The organism is Tessaracoccus zhenghani, assembly GCF_054552775.1.
The window spans coordinates 3063419-3083970 of record NZ_CM137275.1 but is presented as its reverse complement, the minus strand read 5'-3'; the positions used below and the strand labels follow the sequence as shown (position 1 = coordinate 3083970).

Genomic DNA, 20552 nt, shown 5'->3' with positions numbered 1-20552 from the left:
CGAACAGCGGGCCGGTCACGAACCGCGCGTCGCCCGATCCGTCTTGGCCTGCAGGAACGCGTTGATCCGGTCCCGCGCCTCGTCCGTACCGAAGCTGGCGGCTATGGTGCGGGCCTCCTCGTCCAGTTGATCCGCGAAGGACCGCGAGCACGATGACCGGATGAGTCGCTTCGCCTCGCCGTAGGCACTGGCCGCGCCGTCCAGCCAGCTCCGGGCGACGGCGTGCGCGCGGGTGGCGTATCCCTCGCCCCGCACCACTTCGGCGACCAGGCCCCAGCACTGCGCTTCTTCGGCGGTGAGCATGCGGTCTGACAACACGAGTTGTAGCGCGCGACGGGTGCCGACGGCGCGGGACAACTGCGCTGTGACGGATAGGTCAGGGGTGAGGCCGATGTTCGCGTAGCGGCTTCCGATCCGGGCTCCGGCGGCGGCCACCACGTAGTCAGAGCTGAGCAGCACGCCCAGCCCGCCGCCTGCCGTCACGCCGTGGACGGCAGCCACCACAGGGATGCTCGACTCCGTCAGGGCCCGGATCCCCCGGTTGATGGTGTGCGCCAACTCCTCCAGATCTGACGGCGAGCCCATGGTCGTGGCCATGTCGACGACGTCCCCGCCCGCGCAGAAGCCCGGGCCGGCCCCGTCGATCAGGATGGCCCCGACGTCGCTGCGCGAGGTTATGTCGACCGTCGCCTTCTCCCAAGCTTCGGCGAGATCAGCGTTGAAGGCGTTGAGCCGCTCAGGGCGGTTGAGGGTGAGATGGGCCAGGCCATCGTCGATTGAGACCAGGAGAGGATCTGTCACGGCACGCTCCTTTGCGTCGGATCCTGGATCAACCCTAGACCCACGCGGGTCAAGGGAGTTTGAGGCGGTGTCGCAACCTTCCGGTGGGGAGACTGGTGGAATAACAAAGGGCCGCTGCCTCCATTCCTGGAGGCAACGGCCCTTTGAGCTCTAAGCGTCAGCGAAGGACGGTGACGTTCGAGGCCTGGAGACCCTTGGGACCCTGCTCGACGTCGTACTCGACCTTCTCTCCTTCTTCTACCGACCGGTAGCCCGTGGACTTGATGGCCGAGAAGTGCACGAATACATCTTCCGACTTGTCGTCGGGTGCAATGAACCCGAAGCCCTTCTCACCGTTGAACCACTTGACCGTACCTGTAGCCATGACTTAAGCCCTTCTGGCTTTGTGTGGCCGACTTTCGACCACAACTGGTGTCTGCTCGTCACACTTCTCAGAGGGAACCGCGTGGCCTGACGACCATTGCCTAATGGCTGTACAACACCTACTGCCGAGCAGGTCTCCAGCTTAGCCTCATTCGGGCCCAAACGGCGAGTCGGGCGTCAAAATCGAGGATTTTGATTCCTGGCACTTCTCTGCATGGCCGCCAGAACGGGTCAGGACGCGCCCTCCGCCCGGGCCTGCCCGGCGTCGAGGCCGGCGGTCTCGTCGAGCTGGTGGACGCCGAAGACGCTGCCCTCCGTGTCCACGAAGTAGCCCTGCCAGGCCATTCCCGGGTTCATTGCTGCTCCTCGTGCGCGTGTGACGCACGCCGCGTTCGCCAATCACGATTCTCCTCGCCGACCGTGGCTTAGCGTGTGGGTATGGAGAACAAGACCCGACCCACCACCACTCCGGTGCCGGACTTCCTCGACGGCCTGGACGCGCGTCGTCGCGGGGAGGCGGAGGATCTCGTCGACGAATACCTGGCCTCGGTGCCGCACGCCGCCCGTCCCCATCTGGACGAGTTGAGGGCACTGGTCCGCGAGGTTGCCCCTGAGGCGCAGGAGGTGCTCAGCTACGACATCATCGGCTACCGCCCGGCGGGCACGAAACGGGCCTACGGGTTCATCTCGGGGTGGCGCGATCACATCGGCGTCTACCCCGTGCCGAAGGACAGCGCCCTGCAGGCGGAGCTGAAGCCCTACCGACGCGGCAAGGGCACGCTCTGGTTCCCGCTGGACGAGCCCCTCCCCCGGGAACTGCTGGCCCGGGTCTTCGCAGCCCTGCTGACGACGGGAGGCTGAGCCCGTTCGACGGGGTCAGCGTCGACGGAAGTGTCCCTGCAGCGTGCGCACGAGCAACACCGCGCCGATGACGACGGTGATGAGACCCAGCCCGCCCAGGCCGGGTGAGTCGTCGGCCTGGCCAGCCATGACCACGAGACCGCCGAACGCCACGAGGAACACCCCTGCCGCAATCGAGAGAACCATCCACCAGCGATCCACGCCGCACCTCCGAGGACGAAATCTACTCCCCGTTCCCGCAGGGCCGCGGCCGGGAAGCCGACGGCAATCCCCCGCCCCGGGTGGCCAGTTGGCAGCGCCAGCCACAGGTTGCCAATTCTGCCAACGCGGGAGACGCGGGACGCTAGCGTGTCGACATGGAGAAGGTGTTCGGTGGTGCACGCCTGAGGAGACTGCGCGAGGAGCGCGGGCTGTCCCAGGTGGAGCTCGCGCGCGTGCTGGTGATCTCCCCCAGCTACCTCAACCAGATCGAGCACGACACCCGGCCGCTGACCGTCACGGTCCTCGTCCGTCTGACGGAACTGTTCGGCATCGATCCGTCGTACTTCTCCCCGCGTGACACTGCGCGCCAGTTGGCGCAACTGCGGGAGGCGTTGCGCGAATCCTCCGACGACGAGGCACGCACCCTCCCGTTGAGCGACCTGCAGCAGATCGCCCGCACCATGCCTGAGGTCACCGAGGCCATCGTCCGTCTCCACCGCGGGTACCGCGATGCCGTCACCCTCGTGGAATCGGACACGGCGCGCGCCGGCGGACGGCTGGCGCTGATGCCGCACGAGAGGGTCTTGGAGTTCTTCGACAAGCACCTCAACTACTTCAACGCGCTCGACCGTACCGCCGAGCGACTCGCGAAGGCTGTGGGGCACCGAGGCGGCGACCTGATGCACCAACTCCGCTCCCACCTGGAGACGGTCCATGGGGTGCAGGTCACCATCGACCGTGGCGGGCTCGCCCAGGACATGCACGCCTACGACGAGCGGCACCGCACGCTCGTCCTGGCCCCGGATCTGCGCCAAGGGCAACAGGCCTTCCGGATGGCGACGCAACTGGCCTACCTCGAGGCCGAGCACCTGCTGGACGAGGCGCTGACCACCGTCGAATGGCCCGACGAAACGAGCCGGACCCTCGCGCGGATCGGTCTGGCGCACTACTTCGCGGCGGCACTGGTGCTGCCGTACACGGAGTTCTTCCGGCGCGCGGAGAGGCTCCGCTACGACGTCGAGGAACTGGCCGAGCACTTCGACGTGGGCTACGAGACCGCCGCGCACCGTCTCAGCACGCTGCAGCGACCCGGGATGCGCGGCGTCCCCCTGATCTTCATCCGCGTCGACCGGGCCGGGAACGTCTCTAAGCGCCAGTCGGCCACGGGCTTCCATTTCTCGCGCGACGGCGGTACCTGCCCCCTGTGGAACATCTACGAAGCGTTCAGTTCGCCTGGCCAGGTCAAGGTGCAGGTGGCGGAGATGCCCGACGGTCAGCGCTACCTGTGGATCGCCCGCACGGTCACCCACCGTCGGGGTGGCTACGGTAGCCCCGCCAAGACCTTCGTGATCGGGCTCGGCTGCGAACTGCGGCAGGCGGGCAGGCTCATCTACAGCCTCGGCCTCGACCTCATCGAGCCGGACGTGGTGCCCATCGGCCCCGGCTGCCGGACGTGCGACCGGCCCCGCTGCATCCAGCGGGCCACCCCTCCCGTCGGGCTGGCGCTGCGCGTCGACGAGTCACGCAGTAGCTTCGCTCCGTACCCACTGTCAACCTGAGGCGTCGCTTCCGGCTTGGCGGTTCTTCGCACGTGGAGGTGAGGACAGGACCTAGCCAGGAGCTGATTGCGCAGGTGGTGTGAGCGTTCTCAACCGCCGACGCAGCGGTGCCTAAGTTCACTGACTTCACAGACACGGCATTTGTGGTTTTCGATACTTGGCGAATCGGCACCCTTGTGGCCTCCTCAGGGCGCACCGGATGCTTATCGACATGTTCACGAACCCATCCCAGCCAAACCGTCTCCAGGCAACGACGCCCTCCGCGGGATACCACCTGTCGGTGGTCGGGGATCCGGTCCCCGGAGATGAAAGCCTTCTCCCCCCCGAGGCGCTGGAATTCATCCGTGCCCTCCACCGCAAGTTCAGCAAGCGCCGCCTAGCTCTTCTGGATGCCCGCTTCCGCCGCACCACCCGCCGCGACACCCTCGGCTTCCTGCCCGAGACCACCGCGATCCGCAACGACGACTGGTCGGTCCCGGCGCCGGCCCCCGGCCTCGAGCGTCGCGTCGTCGAGTTGAGCGGCCCGGTGGATGCAGCCTCCTGCATCGAGGCGCTCAACTCGGACGCCGACGTCTGGATCGCCGACTTCGAGGATTCCACGAGCCCCACCTGGGCCAACATCATCACCGGCCACCTCAACCTCAAGGCCACGGTGGCGGGCGGCCTGCCCGGGATCCGGGCGGAGGGTGGCCCCACCGTCGTCCTGCGCCCGCGGGGCTGGCACCTCCTCGAGCGCCACATCAAGGTCGACTCCGAGCCAGTCCCCGCGAGCCTCGTGGACTTCGCACTGCACTGCTTCCACAACGCGGCCCCGCTGCTCGAGCAGGACCGTGGCCCGTACTTCTACCTGCCGAAGCTCGAAACCCACCTGGAGGCCCGCCTCTGGAACGACGTCTTCGACTTCGCCGAGGCCTCACTGGGGCTGCCGGCCAACTGCATCCGCGCGACGGTCCTCATCGAGACCATCACCGCAGCCTTCGAGATGGACGAGATCCTCTTCGAACTGCGCGGGCACGCGGCGGGCCTCGCTGCGGGCCGCTGGGACTACATCTTCAGCATCATCAAGCAGCTCGGCGGGGATGCCAGCTTCCAGCTGCCGGACCGCCGGGACATCACCTTCGACGCCGGTCACCTGCAGGCCTTCTTCGACCTGCTGGTCCACACGGCGCACCGACGCGGGGCCCATGCCCTCGGCGGGCTCACCGCCACGACCACGGACGAGGTGGATTCCTCGGAGCAGGTCCGAGCCGCCAAGGAGAGCGACGCCCGCCGCGGTTTCGACGGCTCCTGGGTCGCGCAGGTGGACCTGATCGGCACGTGCCGCGAGGCCTACGCCGGCGTCCTGGCCAGCCGGCCCCACCAGCTCGAGGCCAAGCTCGACGACCCCGGCGTCACCTCGGAGCACCTGCTCACCCTGGAGGAGCCCGGCCCCGTCACGGCCGATGGGATCGCGGCGAACATGGCCGTCCTGGTCCGGTTCCTCGACGCCTGGCTCGACGGCCGCGGCGAGATCGCCGTCGACGGCCTGCTGCAGGAGACCTCCACCACCGAGATCGCGCGGGCCCAACTGTGGCAGTGGTCCCGGACCGGGGTCACCAGCGACGACGGACTGCCCGTCACCCGGCACGTGCTGGTCGACGCCCTGGACCGGGAACTCGAGGCGCTCAGCGCCGACGACGATTCCCGCCACGACGGCCGGCTCGCAGCGATCCGCCACCTCGTCGAGTTCGGAGCCCTGGGCGAGGTCCTGCCCCCGTCGGTCACCGAACACGCCTACCGGCGCTACCTCCTCGACGCCTGACCTCCCCCGATCACCCCGTCCAGAAAAGAAGGAGCACCCGTCAATGTCGACCGTGCAGACCACCATTCGCATCAACCCCGCGGCTCTTGCCGCCTACCCGGACGTCTACACCCCGGAAGCCGTGGCCGCCCTCGAGGCGCTCGCCGGGCTGGACACCCAGCGCGCTGAGCTCATGGACCGCCGCATCCAGCGCCGGACCACACGCGCCAACGAGCGGCAACCCCTGGAGTTCCTGGCTGAGGACTCCGTCATCGAGGGCACCGGGATCACCGTCGCCGATGCGCGCGCCGGCCGCTTCACCGGCCCGGTGATTCCCGCGGACCTGCGTCGGCAGTGGATCCAAGGCACAGGGCCGAGCACGAAGCCGCAGGCGAGCGTCGCGTCCGGGCTGCGCAACGTCGCCTACGCCCTGCTGTCCGGCGCCGACGGCTGGATGTTCGACGGCGAGGACGCCCTCGGCCAGACCAGGTTCATGTCTCTCGACGCCCAGCGCAACCTGCGCCTCATGGTGGCCAACGATCCGCAGTTCCTCGACGTGGCCGAGCAGGTCGCCGGCGAGATGAATGAGTGGGCGCGCGGCTTCCTCGTCCGAGAGATCATCGGCGACTGGCGGGAGCAGTTGGAGTTCACCACGCGGATCTTCCGCTGCCGCGGACTCCACCTGGACGACCGCCACCTCACACACGACGACGGCCGGGGCTTCTCGGCCAGCATCACCGATCTGGTGCTCTACGTCGTGCACAACCACCGCAACCTGGCTGAGCAGGGTCGCTCGATCGTGCTGTACCTGCCCAAGATCCAGACCGCTGCCGAGGCCGCCCACTGGGGCCGGTTGATGGACGCGCTCGAGGACCATCTGGGCCTCACCCGGGGCACCATCCTCGGCTACGTGCTGGTGGAGCAGGTGGAGGCCTCCTTCCAGCTGATGGAGATCCGGGCGGCGCTCGGCCTCCACTTCGTCGGCTTCAACACCGGCCGCTGGGACTACATCAACTCAGTCTCCGACGCCATGGCCTGGGATCCTGAGTTCACCAACCCCAACATCGACGCCATCACCATGACGTACGCCTACATGCGCGCCTACGAGGACCGCGTCCGCAGGGCCGTCAACACGCCCGACGCGGCAGGCAACTTCTCGCTCTGGCAGGGCGGGATGGAGCCCAACATCCCCGTCGGCAGCGAGGAGGGGGTCGCCACGGCCATGACCAGGGCGGTGGCCGGCGGCGAGCGCGAGCAGCGCGAGGGCGCCTCGGGCAAGTGGGTGGCCCACTGGAAGATGGTGCACATCATGCGGCCGGTCTGGGAACGCGTCGGCGACGACAACCAGCTCGGGCGCGAGTTCCCGGCGCTGACCTACACCGCCGAGGACGCCCGTGCCCTGACCCAGCTGGAGGACGCGCCCCGCACCGTCCGCGGCGCCCGCGACCTCCTGAGCGTGGGGCTCCAGTACGGCAACGCGTTCGGCCAGGGGTTCCAGGCCGCGGCGCTCAAGCCTGCGGATTTCTTCGGCGACGACAGCGTGCTCTACCTGATGGAGGACGCGGCCACGGGCGAGATCCGCCTCTCGGTGCTGTGGGAGTGGTTGCACAAGCGCGCCACGTTCACCGCCGACGACGACGAGACCGGCGTCAGGGCCGGGGATCCGATGACCGCGGAACTGTTCGAACGGCTGCTCGACGAGGAGTATCGCAAGCTCGTCGCCGCGGATGCCAGAGACGTCCACAAGGTGTCGAAGACCACGACCCTGCCCATCGCGCGGGAGATCGTGCGCGCCTACGTCACGTACCCGGTCAAGGCGCCCTGGTACATCGATCTGCTCAACCTCAACCTCAACAACCACGACCTGCGCGAGGCCGAGGCCCGGATCGAGCGGTACCTCACCGCGTTCGCCGACGACGGCACCCGCATCACCTGGAACCTCGATCTGGCCGCAGCGCCGACGCCCACCGACCATCCCATCACGTCAACCAACGAGGGACCTGACATGACCATCGATCAGACCGCCACCGACATCCAGCAGTACATGGACGGCGACCGCTTCGCCGGAATCAAGCGGCTCTACTCGGCCCGCCAGGTGGCGGAGCAGCGCGGCACCATCCCCACGGCGTACCCGATCGCCCGCGACAACGCCGCCGCCTTCCACACGCGGCTGCGCGAGCTGTTCTCGGAGAAGAAGTCGATCACCACGTTCGGCCCCTACTCCCCCAGCCAGGCCGTGACCATGAAGCGCATGGGCATGGAGGGCATCTACCTGGGCGGTTGGGCCACCTCGGCCAAGGGATCGGTCACCGAGGACCCGGGCGCGGACCTGGCCAGTTACCCCCTCTCGCAGGTTCCCGACGAGGCGGCCGGCATCGTGCGCGCGCTGCTGACCGCTGACCGCAACCAGACCTACCTACGGGCCCGCATGCGCCCAGAGGACCTCGCGGTGGCCCCCGCCCCCGTCGACTACCGGCCGTTCATCATCGCCGATGCCGACACCGGCCACGGTGGCGACGCCCACGTGCGCAACCTCATCCGCCGCTTCGTCGAGGTGGGCGTGACGGGCTACCACATCGAGGACCAGCGCCCCGGCACGAAGAAGTGCGGCCACCAGGGCGGCAAGGTGCTCGTGGGGGTCGACGAGCAGATCAAGCGTCTCAACGCGGCGCGGTTCCAGCTCGACATCATGGGCGTGCCGGGCCTCATCGTCGCCCGCACCGACGCCGAAGCGGCCACCCTCCTCGACAACAACGGTGACGAGCGCGACCACCCCTTCGTCCTGGGCGCGACCAATCCGTCCATCCCGTCGTACAAGCTCGTCACCCTTGCGCTCATGCGCGCCATGCACACGGCGGGCACGAAGGTGTTGTCCGGCTTCCAGCTCTACACGATCACCGACGAGGAGTACGCCGCGGCCGACGAGTGGCTGGAGCACAACGGCCTGATGGCCAAGGCAGGGCAGGCGGCCACCCGGCTCGTGGGCGCAGCCGAGCCCATCGTCGATGAGACCTACGACGGCCTGGTCAACGACATGGTGGGCCTGTGGGAGGCCGCAGCCGGCCTGATGACCATCGGGGAGGCCGTGGCGAACCGGCTCCAACTGCTGGCCGCCGACGACGCAGACCTGCCGATCAGCGAGGAGGAGTGGCGCGAGTTCGCGGCGGATGCCTCCTTCTGGATGGTGCGTGACAAGGCGCGCGAGCTAGGCATCGACTTCTACTGGAACGCCGACGTCGCCCGCACCCCCGAAGGCTTCTACCAGGTGCGCGGGGGTATCGAGTACGCCATCCGCAAGTCGCTGAGCGTGGCGCCCTACGCGGACATCATCTGGATGGAGACGGCTTCGGCCGACATCAGGGAGGCCGAGCACTTCGCCAGGGCGATGCACGAGGTGTTCCCCGACAAGATGCTCGCCTACAACCTGTCGCCATCGTTCAACTGGGACTCCACCGGCATGACCGACGACGAGATGCGCGAGTTCCCGGCGAAACTGGGAGCTGTGGGCTTCGTGTTCAACTTCATCACCTACGGCGGGCACCAGATCGACGGTCTGGCCGGCGAGGAGTTCGCCTCCGCGCTCATGCACGACGGCATGCTGGCCCTCGCCAAGGTGCAGCGCCGGATCAGGCTGCTGGAGTCGCCGTACCGGACGCCGCAGACCCATGTCGGCGGCCCGCGTCTCGACGCGGCGCTGGCCGCCTGCTCGGCACGCACCGCCACCACCAAGGCGATGGGCAAGGGCTCCACCCAGACCCAGCACCTGGTGCAGACCGAACTGCCGAAGAAGGTCCTCGAAGACTGGCTGGCCGAGTGGGCTGAGTTCAACGGGCTCGGGGCACCGCTGCAGGCGAGCCTGCGGCCCAGCCGGGAGGCACCCGAACTGCTGGAACTGGCGGTCTACCGCGGGCCGGACGACAAGGTGCACAACATCGTGTTCGCCCCCATCAACGACCGCCACGGACGCACCTTCATCTCGGTGCGCGACCAGAACACCTTCGACGACAACCTCCGCAAGAAGCGCCTCTCGATGCTGGTGCACCTATACATGATCCAGCGCTTCAAGGCCGACGCTGTGCACTACGTCTCGCCCACGGAAGCCAACGCCGCCCAGTGCGAGCGGATGAAGGCCCAGGGCCTGTACTCCGACGTCGCCACTGAACTGGGCAACATGATCGTCGCGCGGGTCAGCAAGGAGCGGATGGCTGACCTGACCGCGCCGAACAGCGGCGAGATGTCGGACCTGATCTCCCGGGCCGACGTGAACGCCTGATTACCCGTTTCAACGGGGAGGGCCGTGCGGCACGTGTCGCACGGCCCCTCCTGTGGATAACTTTGACGGCCTGGCCCCGCCCGCAGCGAAGATCAGGGCATGTCGATGAGCAATCTGCATCCAGTCCCTCCATCATCCGCACCCGACCGCCGGGGTGAGCCCTGGACCGACGACGACTACCGCACCATGGTCACGCTCTGCCGGCAGGGCGCCGTGATCGACGAGCTCTGCCAGGCACTCGGGCGAACGAGTCAGGCCGTCCTGGGCAGGGTCAAACGGCTGCTCCCCATGGCGGAGCGTGGCGCCCCCGGCGAGCGCGTGCTCGCGCAACTGCACAAGCACCTCGTCTCAGACGACCATTACGACTGGGAATCTCACCTGGCCGCACTCCCCCCTCCGCGTCCCGTGATCAACCACGTCCACCCACCGGACCAGCTCACGGGCATTCCGGGACTCCACGACAATGAACTGCTCCTGGTGGCCGCCGCTCTTTTCCAGGCCGGGAAACATACACCGACCGGTCGGCTGATGGATGAGTGCGCCAGCGCTATCCGGCGAAGAAATCTCGTGGACCGCTTCATACAGGAGATGGTGGATCAGGCCCACGATGTCGTGAACCGCTCCGGCTACGGTTTCTACCCGGGATACCGCTGATCGGCGGCGCCGTGTCCTGAGCGGGTCGCTCTGGGGCCGGCCGAAGGGCCGACGACCCAATTTCGCGCCCCGGTCAGGATGGAACGGGAAGCGGGTCGCTCCGGTCTCGGTGCCAGACGGCCGCGCTGCGTTCGAGGAGTTCGTCGAGCCGGCGGAAGTCAGGTTCCTCCACATCAGCTTGGGTGCTGACCTGTTCAGCGATTCCGGACTCATCTGGGCAGGGTGGTGCCTTGGCTGACGGGGTGAGTTCGCGCAGCAGGTGTCGTGGGTGTTGCCTGGGTCTGCGCGCCGGATCGACATGTCGGGGTGGGGTGAACCATGCCCTTCCGGTGTCCGGGTCGAGGTGGACCTGCCACTGCGATTCGGGTGACTGTTGTGGGTCTGGTTCGACCAGCCGGTGATGGTGCGGGCAGAGGAGAACGCCGTTGGCGAGTGAGGATTGACCGCCTGCCCACCAGGGGACGATGTGGTGCGCCTCACACGAGGCCGGTGTGGCGGTGCAGTGGGGGAACGCGCAGCCCCCGTCACGGAAGATCAGGGCGGCCCGGATGGCGGGGGTGAACAGCCGATGCTCGCGGCCGACGTCGAGGGGCTGGGAGCTGGTGCCGAGCACCATGGGGATCACGCCCGCGTCGCAGGAGAGGCGTCGGGCTTCGGCTGGGGTGAGGCCGTCGACGTCCAGGCCCGGCAACCCGACCGCTCCCAGCCCGGTGGTGAGGGTGTCGAGTTTCATGGTGATGTGGACCCGGGGCCGGTCTCCGCCATGGGCCGGAAGCTCGCCGGACGCGGCCGCGGCCTGGACCAGCAGCACCAGGGCGTCGGCGCGTCGTACATCCGGCCCGGGCGTTTCGCCCGCGTCCGCGTAGGAGGAGGCCGACGGCAGCAACGCCTCCAGCTGCGCCGCCAACAACGCGGCATCCGCCACCGGCAGCAGGCCGGTGATCCGTATCGAGCCGTGATGGTCCGGCGAAAGGCGCAGGAACCTTCCCCTGCGAGCGGCCCGCTCTTCGGCTGCCAGACGCTTCGCGTCGTCAGACTCCGCCAGGTCAGGATCGATCACCTCGACCAGCCGCGACGCCAACTCCCGCAACTCCGAAGGCCCCAGCGTGTCCACGTGTTCAAGCACCGACCTCTGGCACTCCACCAGATCCGCGCGGGTCAACCGGCCGGGCAGCTTCCGCAGCCCCGAGACGATCGCCTCGGCCTGCGCCAGCGAAATGACCCCGTCGTTCAACGCCGCCGCGATCAGCGGGAACCGTTCCCCGAGATCCATGGCGAGCTTCAGCGAGGCGGTGGCCTGACCGGTGGTGGTGCGCACGGATTGGCGGACCTCGTCGACGACTGCGTCGGCGGCGGAGAGGCGGGCTTCGTGCAGGAGGTGGAGACGCAGCCCGGCCAGTTGGGCCTCGGCCTCGGTGACGGTGTGCACCATGTGGCCCAACCGTTCTGCGGCCGGTGAATCAGTGCGGAGTGAGCCTGCGGCGTCCCAGAGCGCAGCGATACCCTGCTGCATCAGTTCCCGCGCTTCGCTCATGTGAACTATTCTAAGGGAACGCACGGTCTAAAACAAGGGAAAACGCATTGTCAGAAGCAACTTGTGCTAGCACTGACCTCTGACAATTCGCCGTCGCCACGTGGCCGATGAGCGGGGTGGGCGTCACGACCGGCGTCGATCCTTCGACCACAGGCCGCTGGCTCAGGAAACCGCGGAGCAGCCGCAGGGGGTAGCCCAGGAATCGCGCTCGACCGGACGCCAGCCGCACGATTGATATGAAGAGTTATCCACAGCCCGCCAACGGAGCCGCTAGTGCCACGGGTACTCCCACACGATGGACCCATGAGCTTTCACGATCTCCCCCAAGAATGGTCCGCGCTTCCGCTGACGGACACCACCCTCGCCGTCGACGTTGTCGACCTTTTCCTCAAGGATTCCGACCGGCGGCAGAACTCCGCATTGCTCCTCATCTGCGATGACGAGGGGCATGCCCTGCAACCCGTGGTGATAAGCGACATCGACTGGTACATGACTGCCGATGAACGGGTAGGGCTGTTCCGTCTGTTCGAGCACCTGGCGGTGCCGGGCGTGGTGGTGGCCTTATCGGCGGGCAGACCCATCGAACCCGAGGTCGCCGACCGGTGGCTCCAGACCGCACGCGCCGAACTGGCGAAGCATCACGTTCAACTGTTCGGCTTCTACAGTGCAGACCTGCGCGAGGTCTGGGAGCACCGGCCGGCGGCCTGAGCCGCCTCGCCGGGCCTCAGGCGAGGGTTGCTTCGAGGGTGATCTCAACGGCCTTCAGCGCCTGGCTGATGGGGCAGTTCTCCTTCGCGCCGTTCGCGATCGTCTGGAAGGTCTCCTCATCCAGACCTTCGGCCTGCACGTTCGTGATGAGGTGAATCCCGGTGACGCCGGTGCCGGCCACGAAGCTGACTTCGGCGTTCGTCGTGATCTCCGTGGGCGGGGTGCCGTTCTTCTTCAGTTCGTTGGAGAACGCCATGGAGAAACAGGTGGCGTGCGCTGCGGCCAGGAGTTCCTCGGGCGTCGTGGTGACATCCGAACCTTCGGCGCGGGCGTTCCACTCCACCGGGAAGCTGCCGGAGCCGGAGCTGTCCAGGGTGGTGGTTCCCTTGCCGGTGAACAGGTCACCGTTCCAGACGGTGCTGGCCTTGCTGACGACGGGGTTGGGCATGATCGCTCCTCTTTCGTTGATCGGCGGCCGGTTGACCCGGTTTGCCTGCCACGCTACCCCGTCGATGCGCTCACTGTGGCGGTCCGGCTGATGCCACTAGTCAGGCTGATCTGCCCCCAGCAGGATCAGGCAGTGGCGCATCATCCGACGCCGGACCGGGGCCGCCAGGGTGAGCACGAGGCCGTCGTCCTGCCATTGCCAGGCCTCGAGGAGTACGGAGCGTCCCTCAAGGATGGCATGCATGACGGCGGCACTACTGCCGGAACGTTGGGAACGCACCAGCAGCGTGGCGCCGTCGGCGAACTGGAGCCTGGCCGTCCGCTGCACCGGGCCCGGGGACACGTTGCGAACCGGGATGCGCCGCTGGATCAACCGGTCCAGACGGATCATGAGCAGGGCGAAGATCCGCTCCTGCACCTCATAGATTTCCCGGTCCATACTCCAGTGTGAACCGGTTGTCCGGGGAAGTCACGGACTTGTCGTGGCAAAGGCCGCTGTTGACATCGCCTCAGGCCACCGTCGTATCGTCGGCGAAAGTCGGTGCGGCACCGCGCCACTGACATAGGGAGCCACGATGAGCCACTACATCATCTACTTCAACCAGCAATGGGTGGGCGACCACAGCGAGGAGTGGTTCGCCAGCCGCGGACCCCTCGCCAACGCGGTCGTGGACGAGATGAAGGACGCTGGCGTCTACGTGTTCGCCGGCGGGCTCGAGGAGAACATCGACGAGGCGTGGAGCGCAGACGCGACGAGCGGCACGGTCGAGATCAACGACGGGCCATACGGGTCGTCCAGCGAGTTTCTCGGCGGACTGACGATCATTGATGTCGCGGACGAGGAGGCCGCGAAAATGTGGGCCGGCAAGGTCGCTGCTGCCTGTGGCTGGCCCCAGGAGGTCCGGCAGATCAAGTGAGGCAGTCGCCGCATGGCCCGGAGTGAACAGTCGAACCGGTAGCGGTCAGGCCCGTTCGGCCATGATCTGTTCGACGAGGATCTCAGCGTGCCCGGCGTGCTGGGCCAACTCGCGGATGCAGTGGTTCAGCACCCAGCGGAGCGAGAGCTCCCCCATGACGGGGTGCGTGCAGCGGTCGTCGAGTCCCCATTGACCGATGACCTCGTCAGCTGCGGCAACAGCCAGCTCGTGATTGCGCGCAAGTCGCGCAAGCGTGTCATCCGGCTCCAGGGTGAAGCTCTCGTCCACCGTCTCCGGAATTCCCGCTTCTGCGCGGGTCAGGCCACCGAAGCGACAAGGGAACCAGGCCGTTTCGACGAAAGCTGCGTGCTTGAGCAGGCCCATCGGCGTCGTCAGCGACGGCACCAACCTTCGCCTCGCCTCCTCGTCGGTCAGCACGAGGACCGTCTCGCGGACGAGTCGGCGATGCTCACCGAGGAAGGCGAGAAGGACCTCGCGCTCGGTACCGGCACTCGCATCCAGGGCAGTGATGCCAGCCATATCACCCTCCTTCACCTCATAGCGTCACACGCCCGCTGCCGCACGGCGCTGCTACGCCACAATCACGGTAGACGATCACCCGGATCTCCACCGAGTTCCGGCGCGCGCACGTGTCCGGTCAGTTGATGATCTCCGCGTCCGACTCCCGCATCTCCCTCAACCGCTTGCGCCACACGTCGAGCTCATCCGGCCCCAGACGGGTCCAGCCGGTGATCTCCTCGATGACGCGCAGCGGAGCCGCGCTGCGGTAGGACAGCGTCGGGTTGCCGGGGAACTTCTTGTCGGTGACGTTCGGATCGTCCTCGAAAGGACCGGTCGGCTCCACAAGATACACGCGCGGTTCGGCGCCCACGGGACCGAGCATCGCGGCGATCTCGGCCGCCAGGCCACCGCCGTCGAGCCGCGCGGTGAAGTAGACGTGGTTCATGGTCACTTCGGCCCGGTAGTTCGAGGGGCGCCCCGGGGTGACCAAGTCACCGGGAGACAGCACCGCTCGGGTGCCGTGGTAGTACCGGGTGGGTTGCGACTCCTCCGACGTATCCACAACCTGAGTGTGCCACGACGCCACCGTGCCAAGAGCCGGCTCTTGGGCGCTCGTCACCTCCGCGAAGAATCCCCCGAGCCATTCCGCGGTGGAAGCTGGTCGACGGCGCGGCGCACGTCATCGAGTCGCGAATGCCAGCGGGCCAGGCCACTTCGTCAGCACTCCCGGTCGCCCGCTCCCCGGTCATATCTGGGAGTCATGGCGAATCAGACGTTGAAGCGGAACTCGACGACGTCGCCGTCGGCCATGATGTAGTCCTTGCCCTCGAGGCGGACCTTGCCGGCGGCCTTGGCCGCGTTCATCGAGCCGGCGGCCATCAGGTCGTCGAAGCTGACCACCTCGGCCTTGATGAAGCCCTTCTGGAAGTCGGTGTGGATCACACCGGCAGCCTCGGGCGCGGTGGCGCCCTTCTTGATCGTCCAGCCGCGGGCCTCCTTGGGGCCGGCGGTCAGGTAGCTCTGCAGGCCGAGGGTGTCGTAGCCCACGCGGGCCAGCACGTCGAGGCCCGGCTCCTCCACGCCCATCTCGGCGAGGAACTCGCGAGCTTCGTCCTCTTCCATCTCGACCAGCTCGGACTCGAACTTGGCGTCGAGGAAGATCGCCTCGGACGGGGCGACGATGGCGCGCATCCTGGCCTTGAGTTCCTCGTCGCCCAGTTCGTCCTGGTCGCAGTTGAACACGTAGAGGTACGGCTTCGCGGTGAGGAGGTGGAGTTCGTAGAGTTCCTCAGTGTCGAGGCCCGCGGCGCGGACGCCCTGGCCCGATTCGAGGGCATCCTTCGCGGCCCTGAAGGCCTCGAGCTTCGGCTGCGCATCCTTCTTGATCCGCGCCTCCTTCTCGATGCGTGGCAGGGCCTTCTCGACCGTGGCGAGGTCGGCGAGGATCAGCTCGGTGGAGATGGTGTCGATGTCGGAGGCGGGGTCCACCTTGCCGTCGACATGGGTGACGTCCACGTCGTCGAACACGCGGGTGACCTGGCAGATGGCGTCGGCCTCGCGGATGTTGGCGAGGAACGCGTTGCCCATGCCTTCACCCTGCGAGGCGCCCTTCACGATGCCGGCGATGTCGACGAAGCTGACGACAGCCGGCACGAGCCGCTCGGAGCCGAACACCTTCGCCAACTCCGCGAGCCGCGGATCCGGGACACCGACCATGCCGACGTTGGGCTCGATCGTCGCGAACGGGTAGTTCGCCGCGAGCACCTCCGCGCGGGTCAGTGCGTTGAACAGGGTCGACTTGCCGGCGTTGGGGAGACCGACGATTCCAATGGTGAGTGCCACGAGAGCGCAGCTTACCGCTCCGCGCTGAGGCGACCGAATGCCGCGCACCGCTGGAGCCCCCGTCTCGGGCAGCCCGGGCGCGAGACGGACCCCCAGCAGAGTTGAGTTGTGCAGCAAGTCCGCTGCACAACTTCACAATGCCGCCGCACCACGTGTCCGCATTTTGGCCACGTTTGCGTAGCGTTAATAGCTTGGTTAGGGTTGCCTAAGTCGCGACACCGACAGCTACTACTGAAAGACACAGATGAAGCAGACTCTGCGCCTCCTCGCCGCCACCGCAGCCGCCGGCGCCCTCGCCCTCACGGCGTGCGGCACCCCCGATACAGCCCCCGCCGCAGACGAGACCTCCGGTCAGGCGATCTCCGTGGCCCACACCCAGGGCACCGCTGAACTCGACGGCACGCCCAGCAAGATCGTCGTCCTCGACTTCGGCGCCCTCGACACCCTGGACGCGCTCGGCGTCAGCGGCTCGGTCGTGGGCGTTCCCAAGGGCGGGGCCTTCCCCGACGCTGTGAGCTCCTTCAACACCGACTCCACTAAGGACGTCGGCACGCTCCAGGAGCCCAACTTCGAGGTCATCGCCTCCCTGCAGCCGGACCTCATCGTCGCGGGCTTCCGCTCCGCGAAGCAGGTACCTGAGCTGAGCAAGATCGCGCCGACGATCGACATCACCTACGACTACTCCAAGAGCTTCTACGACGGCGTCGCCTACGCCACCGACATCCTCGCCGAGGCCACCGGCACCCAGGAGCAGGCCGAGGCCGAGCTCAAGGAGCTCGAGGAGGCCATCGCCGCCGCCAAGGACAAGGTGCCCGCGGGCAAGAACGCCATGGTTCTCATGACCTCCGGCGGCAAGGTGTCGGCGCACGGCACCCAGTCGCGCTACAACGCCCTGTTCAACGACCTGGGCATCGAGCCCACCATCTCCGACGTCGAGGCCGAGGCCCACGGCGACGCCATCTCCTTCGAGGCCATCCAGCAGGCCAACCCCGATCTGCTGTTCGTCGTGGACCGCGACGCCGCCATCGGTGAAGAGGGTGCCGCCGCCGAACAGGTGCTCGACAACGAACTGGTGGCCACCACCTCTGCCTGGAGCAACGACGACGTCGTGTACCTCGAGGGCCAGCGCTGGTACATCCTGATCCACGGCGCCAACAACGCCGTCGAAATGATCAACCAGGTGGCTGCCGAGCTGTGAGCGTCGCCGCCCTGCGCACCACGCGTCAGCCCGCCACCCGTCCCATGAACCGGGGATGGGTCGGCGGGCTCGCCGCGCTTCTCGTGCTGGCGGCGGTCTCGCTGTTCGTCGGCGTCGCTGACCTCTCCCCCTGGTATTTCGTCTCGGCGCAGGCCACAGACCAACAGGTGCTGAACCTGTTCGCGTCCCGCATTCCCCGCACCGTCGCCGTGCTGCTGGCCGGCGCCTCCCTCGCACTCTCCGGCCTGCTGATGCAGTTGCTGGTGCGCAACCGGTTCGTCGAACCCACAACGGTGGGCACCTCCGAGTCGGCGGGCGTGGGCATCCTCATCGCGGTGATGCTGTTCCCCTCCGCGCCGCTGTGGGTGAAGATGCTCATCGCCGTGGTCACCGCGCTGGCCGGCACCGCCGTGTTCGTCCGCCTCGTCCGGGCCCTGCCGCCCCGCGCGCCCATCGTCGCGGTGCCGCTCGTCGGCATCATGCTCGCCGGCGTCATCTCCGCCGGCACCACATTCGTCGCCTACCGGTTCGACCTCCTCCAGAGCCTCGGCATCTGGATGCAGGGGGACTTCTCCGGCGTGCTGCGCGGCCGCTACGAACTGCTCTGGCTGCTGGCCATCGTCGGCGTCGTGTTGTGGGTCTTCTCGGACCGCTTCACCGTCGCGTCGCTCGGGGAGGAGCAGGCGACCTCGCTGGGCCTGTCCTACAAGACCACCCTCAACCTCGGCCTGGGCATCGTCGCCGTGGCGTCCGCGGTGACCCTGGTGGTGGTCGGGGCCATCGGCTTCGTGGGCCTGATCATCCCCAACCTCATCGCCATGTGGCGCGGCGACAACCTGCGCCGCAACATCGCCTGGACGGCCCTCGCAGGCTCCGGTTTCGTGCTGGTCTGCGACCTCCTCGCGCGCACCATCAACTACCCCTACGAGATCCCCGTAGGCACCATCTCCGGCGTGCTGGGCGGCACCGTCTTCCTGGCGCTGCTGCTCACCGGCAAGATGAGGACCGCCAGATGACCAACGTCGCCTTCGTCCCGAACACCAAGGTCCGACGCCAGGTCGGCCCCGGCGCCCGCCTCTGGCTCGCCGTCGCCTTCTGCCTGGTGGCGGCCGTCGCTTTCGTCACGATCAACGCGGCCGGCAACCTCGAGTTCATCCTGCCGTTCCGCGGCCGAAAGCTGGCCGCGATGGTGCTCGTGGGCTGGGCCACAGGGGTGGCGACGGTGGCCTTCCAGACGGTGACCAACAACCGGCTGCTCACCCCGTCGATCCTGGGCCTCGACGCCCTGTACGCCTTCATCCAGACGCTGCTGATCTTCCTGCTGGGGGTCACCTTCGTCTCTGCCGTCGGGCCGTACACGATGTTCGCCATCACGCTGGTGCTCATGCTGGCGTCAGCCATGGCGCTCACGGGCCTGCTGTTCGGCCGCAAGGGCCGCTCCGTCTACCTCGTGGTGCTCGCCGGTCTGGTACTGGGCGCGATCCTGCGCTCGTTCTCCTCGCTGATCAGCCGGATGCTGGACCCCACGAGCTACCTGGTGCTGCAGGGCAACCTGTTCGCCTCCTTCAACGCCGTCAACCCGGAACTGATCTGGGTGGGCTTCGCCGTCGTCGCTGCCTGCACCTGGTGGCTGTGGCGCGCACGCAACACGCTCGACGTCCTCACGCTCGGCCGCGAAGCCGCCGTGTCGCTGGGTGTCCCGTACCACCGCACCGTCCGCACGGTTCTCCTCGTCGCCACGCTGCTGGTGTCGGTGTCGACGGCGCTGGTCGGGCCCATCACGTTCCTCGGCCTTATCGTGGCGGCCGTGGCCTATCAGGTCGCCGGCACCGGCAAGCACGCCTACACCATGCCGATGGCGGGGCTGCTCGGAGTGGGCGTCATCGTGGCCGGCCAGGCCATTTTGGAGCAGGTGTTCGGGCTGGGCACCGTGCTCTCCGTCATCATCGAATTCGCCGGTGGCATCGCGTTCATCTGGCTCGTCATCAGGAAGGCTGCACAGTCATGATCGAGGTCAAGGACGTCACCAAGCGCTACGGCAAGTCGGTCGTCGTCGACGACGTGTCGGTGTCGCTGCCCAGCGGCGGTCTGACCGCCATCGTGGGCGCCAACGGTGCGGGCAAGTCCACCCTGCTGTCGATGGTCGCCCGCCTGCTCGGCGCAGACACGGGCGAGATCACCGTGGGGAACCTCGACGTGGCGAAGGCCGACTCAAGGGAACTGGCCAAGCGGCTGGCCATCCTGCGGCAGAACAACGACGTGCAGTCGCGGCTCACCGTCACGGACCTCGTCGGCTTCGGGCGCTACCCCCACAGCGGCGGTCGGCACACGAAGGCCGACCACGAGGCCATCGACCTGGCCATCCGCTGGATGGGCCTCGAGGACCTCCGGAACCGTTTCCTCGACGAGATGAGCGGAGGCCAGCGGCAGCGCGCGTTCGTCGCGATGGTGCTGGCGCAGGACACCGAGTACGTGCTGCTCGACGAGCCCCTCAACAACCTGGACGTGTCCCACGCGCACGGCATGCTGCAGACCCTGCGCCGCGCCGCCGACGAGCTGGGCAAGACCGTCGTCATCGTCCTGCACGACATCAACTACGCCAGCTGCTGGGCGGACCAGATCGTCGCCATGAAGCATGGCCGAATCCATGCCGTGGGCACGCCGGCCGAGATCGTGCGCCCCGGGCTCCTGCGTGAGGTGTTCGATCTGGACATCGAGGTGGGCGAGTTCCAGGGCCGGCCCATCGCGCACTTCTACCTGCCCATCCCGACGTGCAACAACTGCCACCGGTCCCAACGGGAGGGCTGCTGCCTGGACCGCCAAGTGGGCGCCCCGGTGCCGCTGGTGCTCAACGCGGGCTGAGCTGCTCGGCTCCAGAGGGACACGCCGAGC

General features: G+C 67.6%; 21 protein-coding genes. 11 read left to right on the top strand and 10 right to left on the bottom strand.

Annotated features, from left to right (window positions below; genetic code table 11):
- Positions 1–15: 15 nt before the first annotated feature.
- The 3 genes from ACX1DX_RS14485 to ACX1DX_RS14475 all read right to left on the bottom strand — a co-directional run bounded on the left by ACX1DX_RS14485 (position 16) and on the right by ACX1DX_RS14475 (position 1521).
- Positions 16–801 (bottom strand): enoyl-CoA hydratase/isomerase family protein, encoded by a 786-nt coding sequence (locus ACX1DX_RS14485; RefSeq protein ID WP_459397145.1) that lies wholly within the window; start codon positions 799–801, stop codon positions 16–18.
- 157 nt (positions 802–958) lie between these two features.
- Positions 959–1165: a cold-shock protein gene (locus tag ACX1DX_RS14480; protein WP_076059814.1), complete on the bottom strand. Its 207-nt coding sequence runs from the start codon at positions 1163–1165 to the stop codon at positions 959–961.
- A 230-nt stretch (positions 1166–1395) separates the two neighbouring features.
- Positions 1396–1521, bottom strand: a complete 126-nt coding sequence (locus tag ACX1DX_RS14475) for a hypothetical protein (RefSeq protein WP_459397144.1) — start codon at positions 1519–1521, stop codon at positions 1396–1398.
- A gap of 81 nt (positions 1522–1602) precedes the next feature.
- Here ACX1DX_RS14475 and ACX1DX_RS14470 point away from each other — a divergent pair, with 81 nt between their 5' ends.
- Positions 1603–2025, top strand: coding sequence for an iron chaperone (locus ACX1DX_RS14470; RefSeq protein ID WP_459397143.1), 423 nt, complete (start codon positions 1603–1605; stop codon positions 2023–2025).
- A 15-nt stretch (positions 2026–2040) separates the two neighbouring features.
- Here ACX1DX_RS14470 and ACX1DX_RS14465 read toward each other — a convergent pair whose 3' ends face one another.
- Positions 2041–2211: a hypothetical protein gene (locus ACX1DX_RS14465; protein WP_459397142.1), complete on the bottom strand. Its 171-nt coding sequence runs from the start codon at positions 2209–2211 to the stop codon at positions 2041–2043.
- Between the two features lie 170 nt (positions 2212–2381).
- On the opposite strand from ACX1DX_RS14465, the gene ACX1DX_RS14460 reads away from it, so the two are divergent.
- The 4 genes from ACX1DX_RS14460 (at position 2382) to ACX1DX_RS14445 (ending at position 10492) form a co-directional block, all read left to right on the top strand.
- Positions 2382–3785 (top strand): short-chain fatty acyl-CoA regulator family protein, encoded by a 1404-nt coding sequence (locus ACX1DX_RS14460; RefSeq protein WP_182762053.1) that lies wholly within the window; start codon positions 2382–2384, stop codon positions 3783–3785.
- Between the two features lie 211 nt (positions 3786–3996).
- Positions 3997–5586, top strand: coding sequence for a malate synthase (locus tag ACX1DX_RS14455; RefSeq protein ID WP_459397141.1), 1590 nt, complete (start codon positions 3997–3999; stop codon positions 5584–5586).
- Positions 5587–5629: 43 nt separating this feature from the next.
- Complete coding sequence (locus ACX1DX_RS14450; protein WP_459397140.1) at positions 5630–9838, top strand: isocitrate lyase/phosphoenolpyruvate mutase family protein; 4209 nt, start codon at positions 5630–5632, stop codon at positions 9836–9838.
- Between the two features lie 99 nt (positions 9839–9937).
- Positions 9938–10492: a hypothetical protein gene (locus ACX1DX_RS14445; RefSeq protein WP_459397139.1), complete on the top strand. Its 555-nt coding sequence runs from the start codon at positions 9938–9940 to the stop codon at positions 10490–10492.
- Positions 10493–10565: 73 nt separating this feature from the next.
- Here ACX1DX_RS14445 and ACX1DX_RS14440 read toward each other — a convergent pair whose 3' ends face one another.
- Complete coding sequence (locus tag ACX1DX_RS14440) at positions 10566–12026, bottom strand: HNH endonuclease signature motif containing protein (protein WP_459397138.1); 1461 nt, start codon at positions 12024–12026, stop codon at positions 10566–10568.
- A 303-nt stretch (positions 12027–12329) separates the two neighbouring features.
- Here ACX1DX_RS14440 and ACX1DX_RS14435 point away from each other — a divergent pair, with 303 nt between their 5' ends.
- Positions 12330–12734, top strand: coding sequence for a hypothetical protein (locus tag ACX1DX_RS14435; protein ID WP_459397137.1), 405 nt, complete (start codon positions 12330–12332; stop codon positions 12732–12734).
- A gap of 16 nt (positions 12735–12750) precedes the next feature.
- Here the strand turns inward: ACX1DX_RS14435 and ACX1DX_RS14430 are convergent, their stop codons facing one another.
- Both ACX1DX_RS14430 and ACX1DX_RS14425 read right to left on the bottom strand, forming a co-directional pair.
- Positions 12751–13182 (bottom strand): OsmC family peroxiredoxin, encoded by a 432-nt coding sequence (locus ACX1DX_RS14430; RefSeq protein WP_182762063.1) that lies wholly within the window; start codon positions 13180–13182, stop codon positions 12751–12753.
- Positions 13183–13278: 96 nt separating this feature from the next.
- Positions 13279–13620 (bottom strand): hypothetical protein, encoded by a 342-nt coding sequence (locus ACX1DX_RS14425; protein WP_459397136.1) that lies wholly within the window; start codon positions 13618–13620, stop codon positions 13279–13281.
- A 136-nt stretch (positions 13621–13756) separates the two neighbouring features.
- Here ACX1DX_RS14425 and ACX1DX_RS14420 point away from each other — a divergent pair, with 136 nt between their 5' ends.
- A complete protein-coding gene (locus ACX1DX_RS14420; protein ID WP_459397135.1) occupies positions 13757–14098 on the top strand; it encodes a YciI family protein in 342 nt (113 codons plus the stop codon).
- A 45-nt stretch (positions 14099–14143) separates the two neighbouring features.
- Here the strand turns inward: ACX1DX_RS14420 and ACX1DX_RS14415 are convergent, their stop codons facing one another.
- From ACX1DX_RS14415 to ychF, 3 genes are all read right to left on the bottom strand, one after another.
- Positions 14144–14638 (bottom strand): mycothiol transferase, encoded by a 495-nt coding sequence (locus ACX1DX_RS14415; RefSeq protein ID WP_459397134.1) that lies wholly within the window; start codon positions 14636–14638, stop codon positions 14144–14146.
- A 118-nt stretch (positions 14639–14756) separates the two neighbouring features.
- A complete protein-coding gene (gene arr, locus ACX1DX_RS14410) occupies positions 14757–15182 on the bottom strand; it encodes an NAD(+)--rifampin ADP-ribosyltransferase (RefSeq protein ID WP_459397133.1) in 426 nt (141 codons plus the stop codon).
- 206 nt (positions 15183–15388) lie between these two features.
- A complete protein-coding gene (gene ychF, locus ACX1DX_RS14405; RefSeq protein ID WP_459397132.1) occupies positions 15389–16462 on the bottom strand; it encodes a redox-regulated ATPase YchF in 1074 nt (357 codons plus the stop codon).
- 244 nt (positions 16463–16706) lie between these two features.
- Between ychF and ACX1DX_RS14400 the strand changes: the two genes are divergently transcribed.
- The 4 genes from ACX1DX_RS14400 to ACX1DX_RS14385 are packed head-to-tail and all read left to right on the top strand — an operon-like array spanning position 16707 to position 20522.
- Positions 16707–17660 (top strand): siderophore ABC transporter substrate-binding protein, encoded by a 954-nt coding sequence (locus tag ACX1DX_RS14400; RefSeq protein ID WP_459397131.1) that lies wholly within the window; start codon positions 16707–16709, stop codon positions 17658–17660.
- Positions 17657–18676 (top strand): ABC transporter permease, encoded by a 1020-nt coding sequence (locus ACX1DX_RS14395; protein WP_459397130.1) that lies wholly within the window; start codon positions 17657–17659, stop codon positions 18674–18676. Before ACX1DX_RS14400 ends, ACX1DX_RS14395 begins: the two co-directional genes overlap by 4 nt.
- A complete protein-coding gene (locus tag ACX1DX_RS14390; RefSeq protein ID WP_459397129.1) occupies positions 18673–19668 on the top strand; it encodes an iron chelate uptake ABC transporter family permease subunit in 996 nt (331 codons plus the stop codon). Before ACX1DX_RS14395 ends, ACX1DX_RS14390 begins: the two co-directional genes overlap by 4 nt.
- Positions 19665–20522, top strand: coding sequence for an iron ABC transporter ATP-binding protein (locus ACX1DX_RS14385; protein WP_076059843.1), 858 nt, complete (start codon positions 19665–19667; stop codon positions 20520–20522). Before ACX1DX_RS14390 ends, ACX1DX_RS14385 begins: the two co-directional genes overlap by 4 nt.
- Positions 20523–20552: the final 30 nt, after the last annotated feature.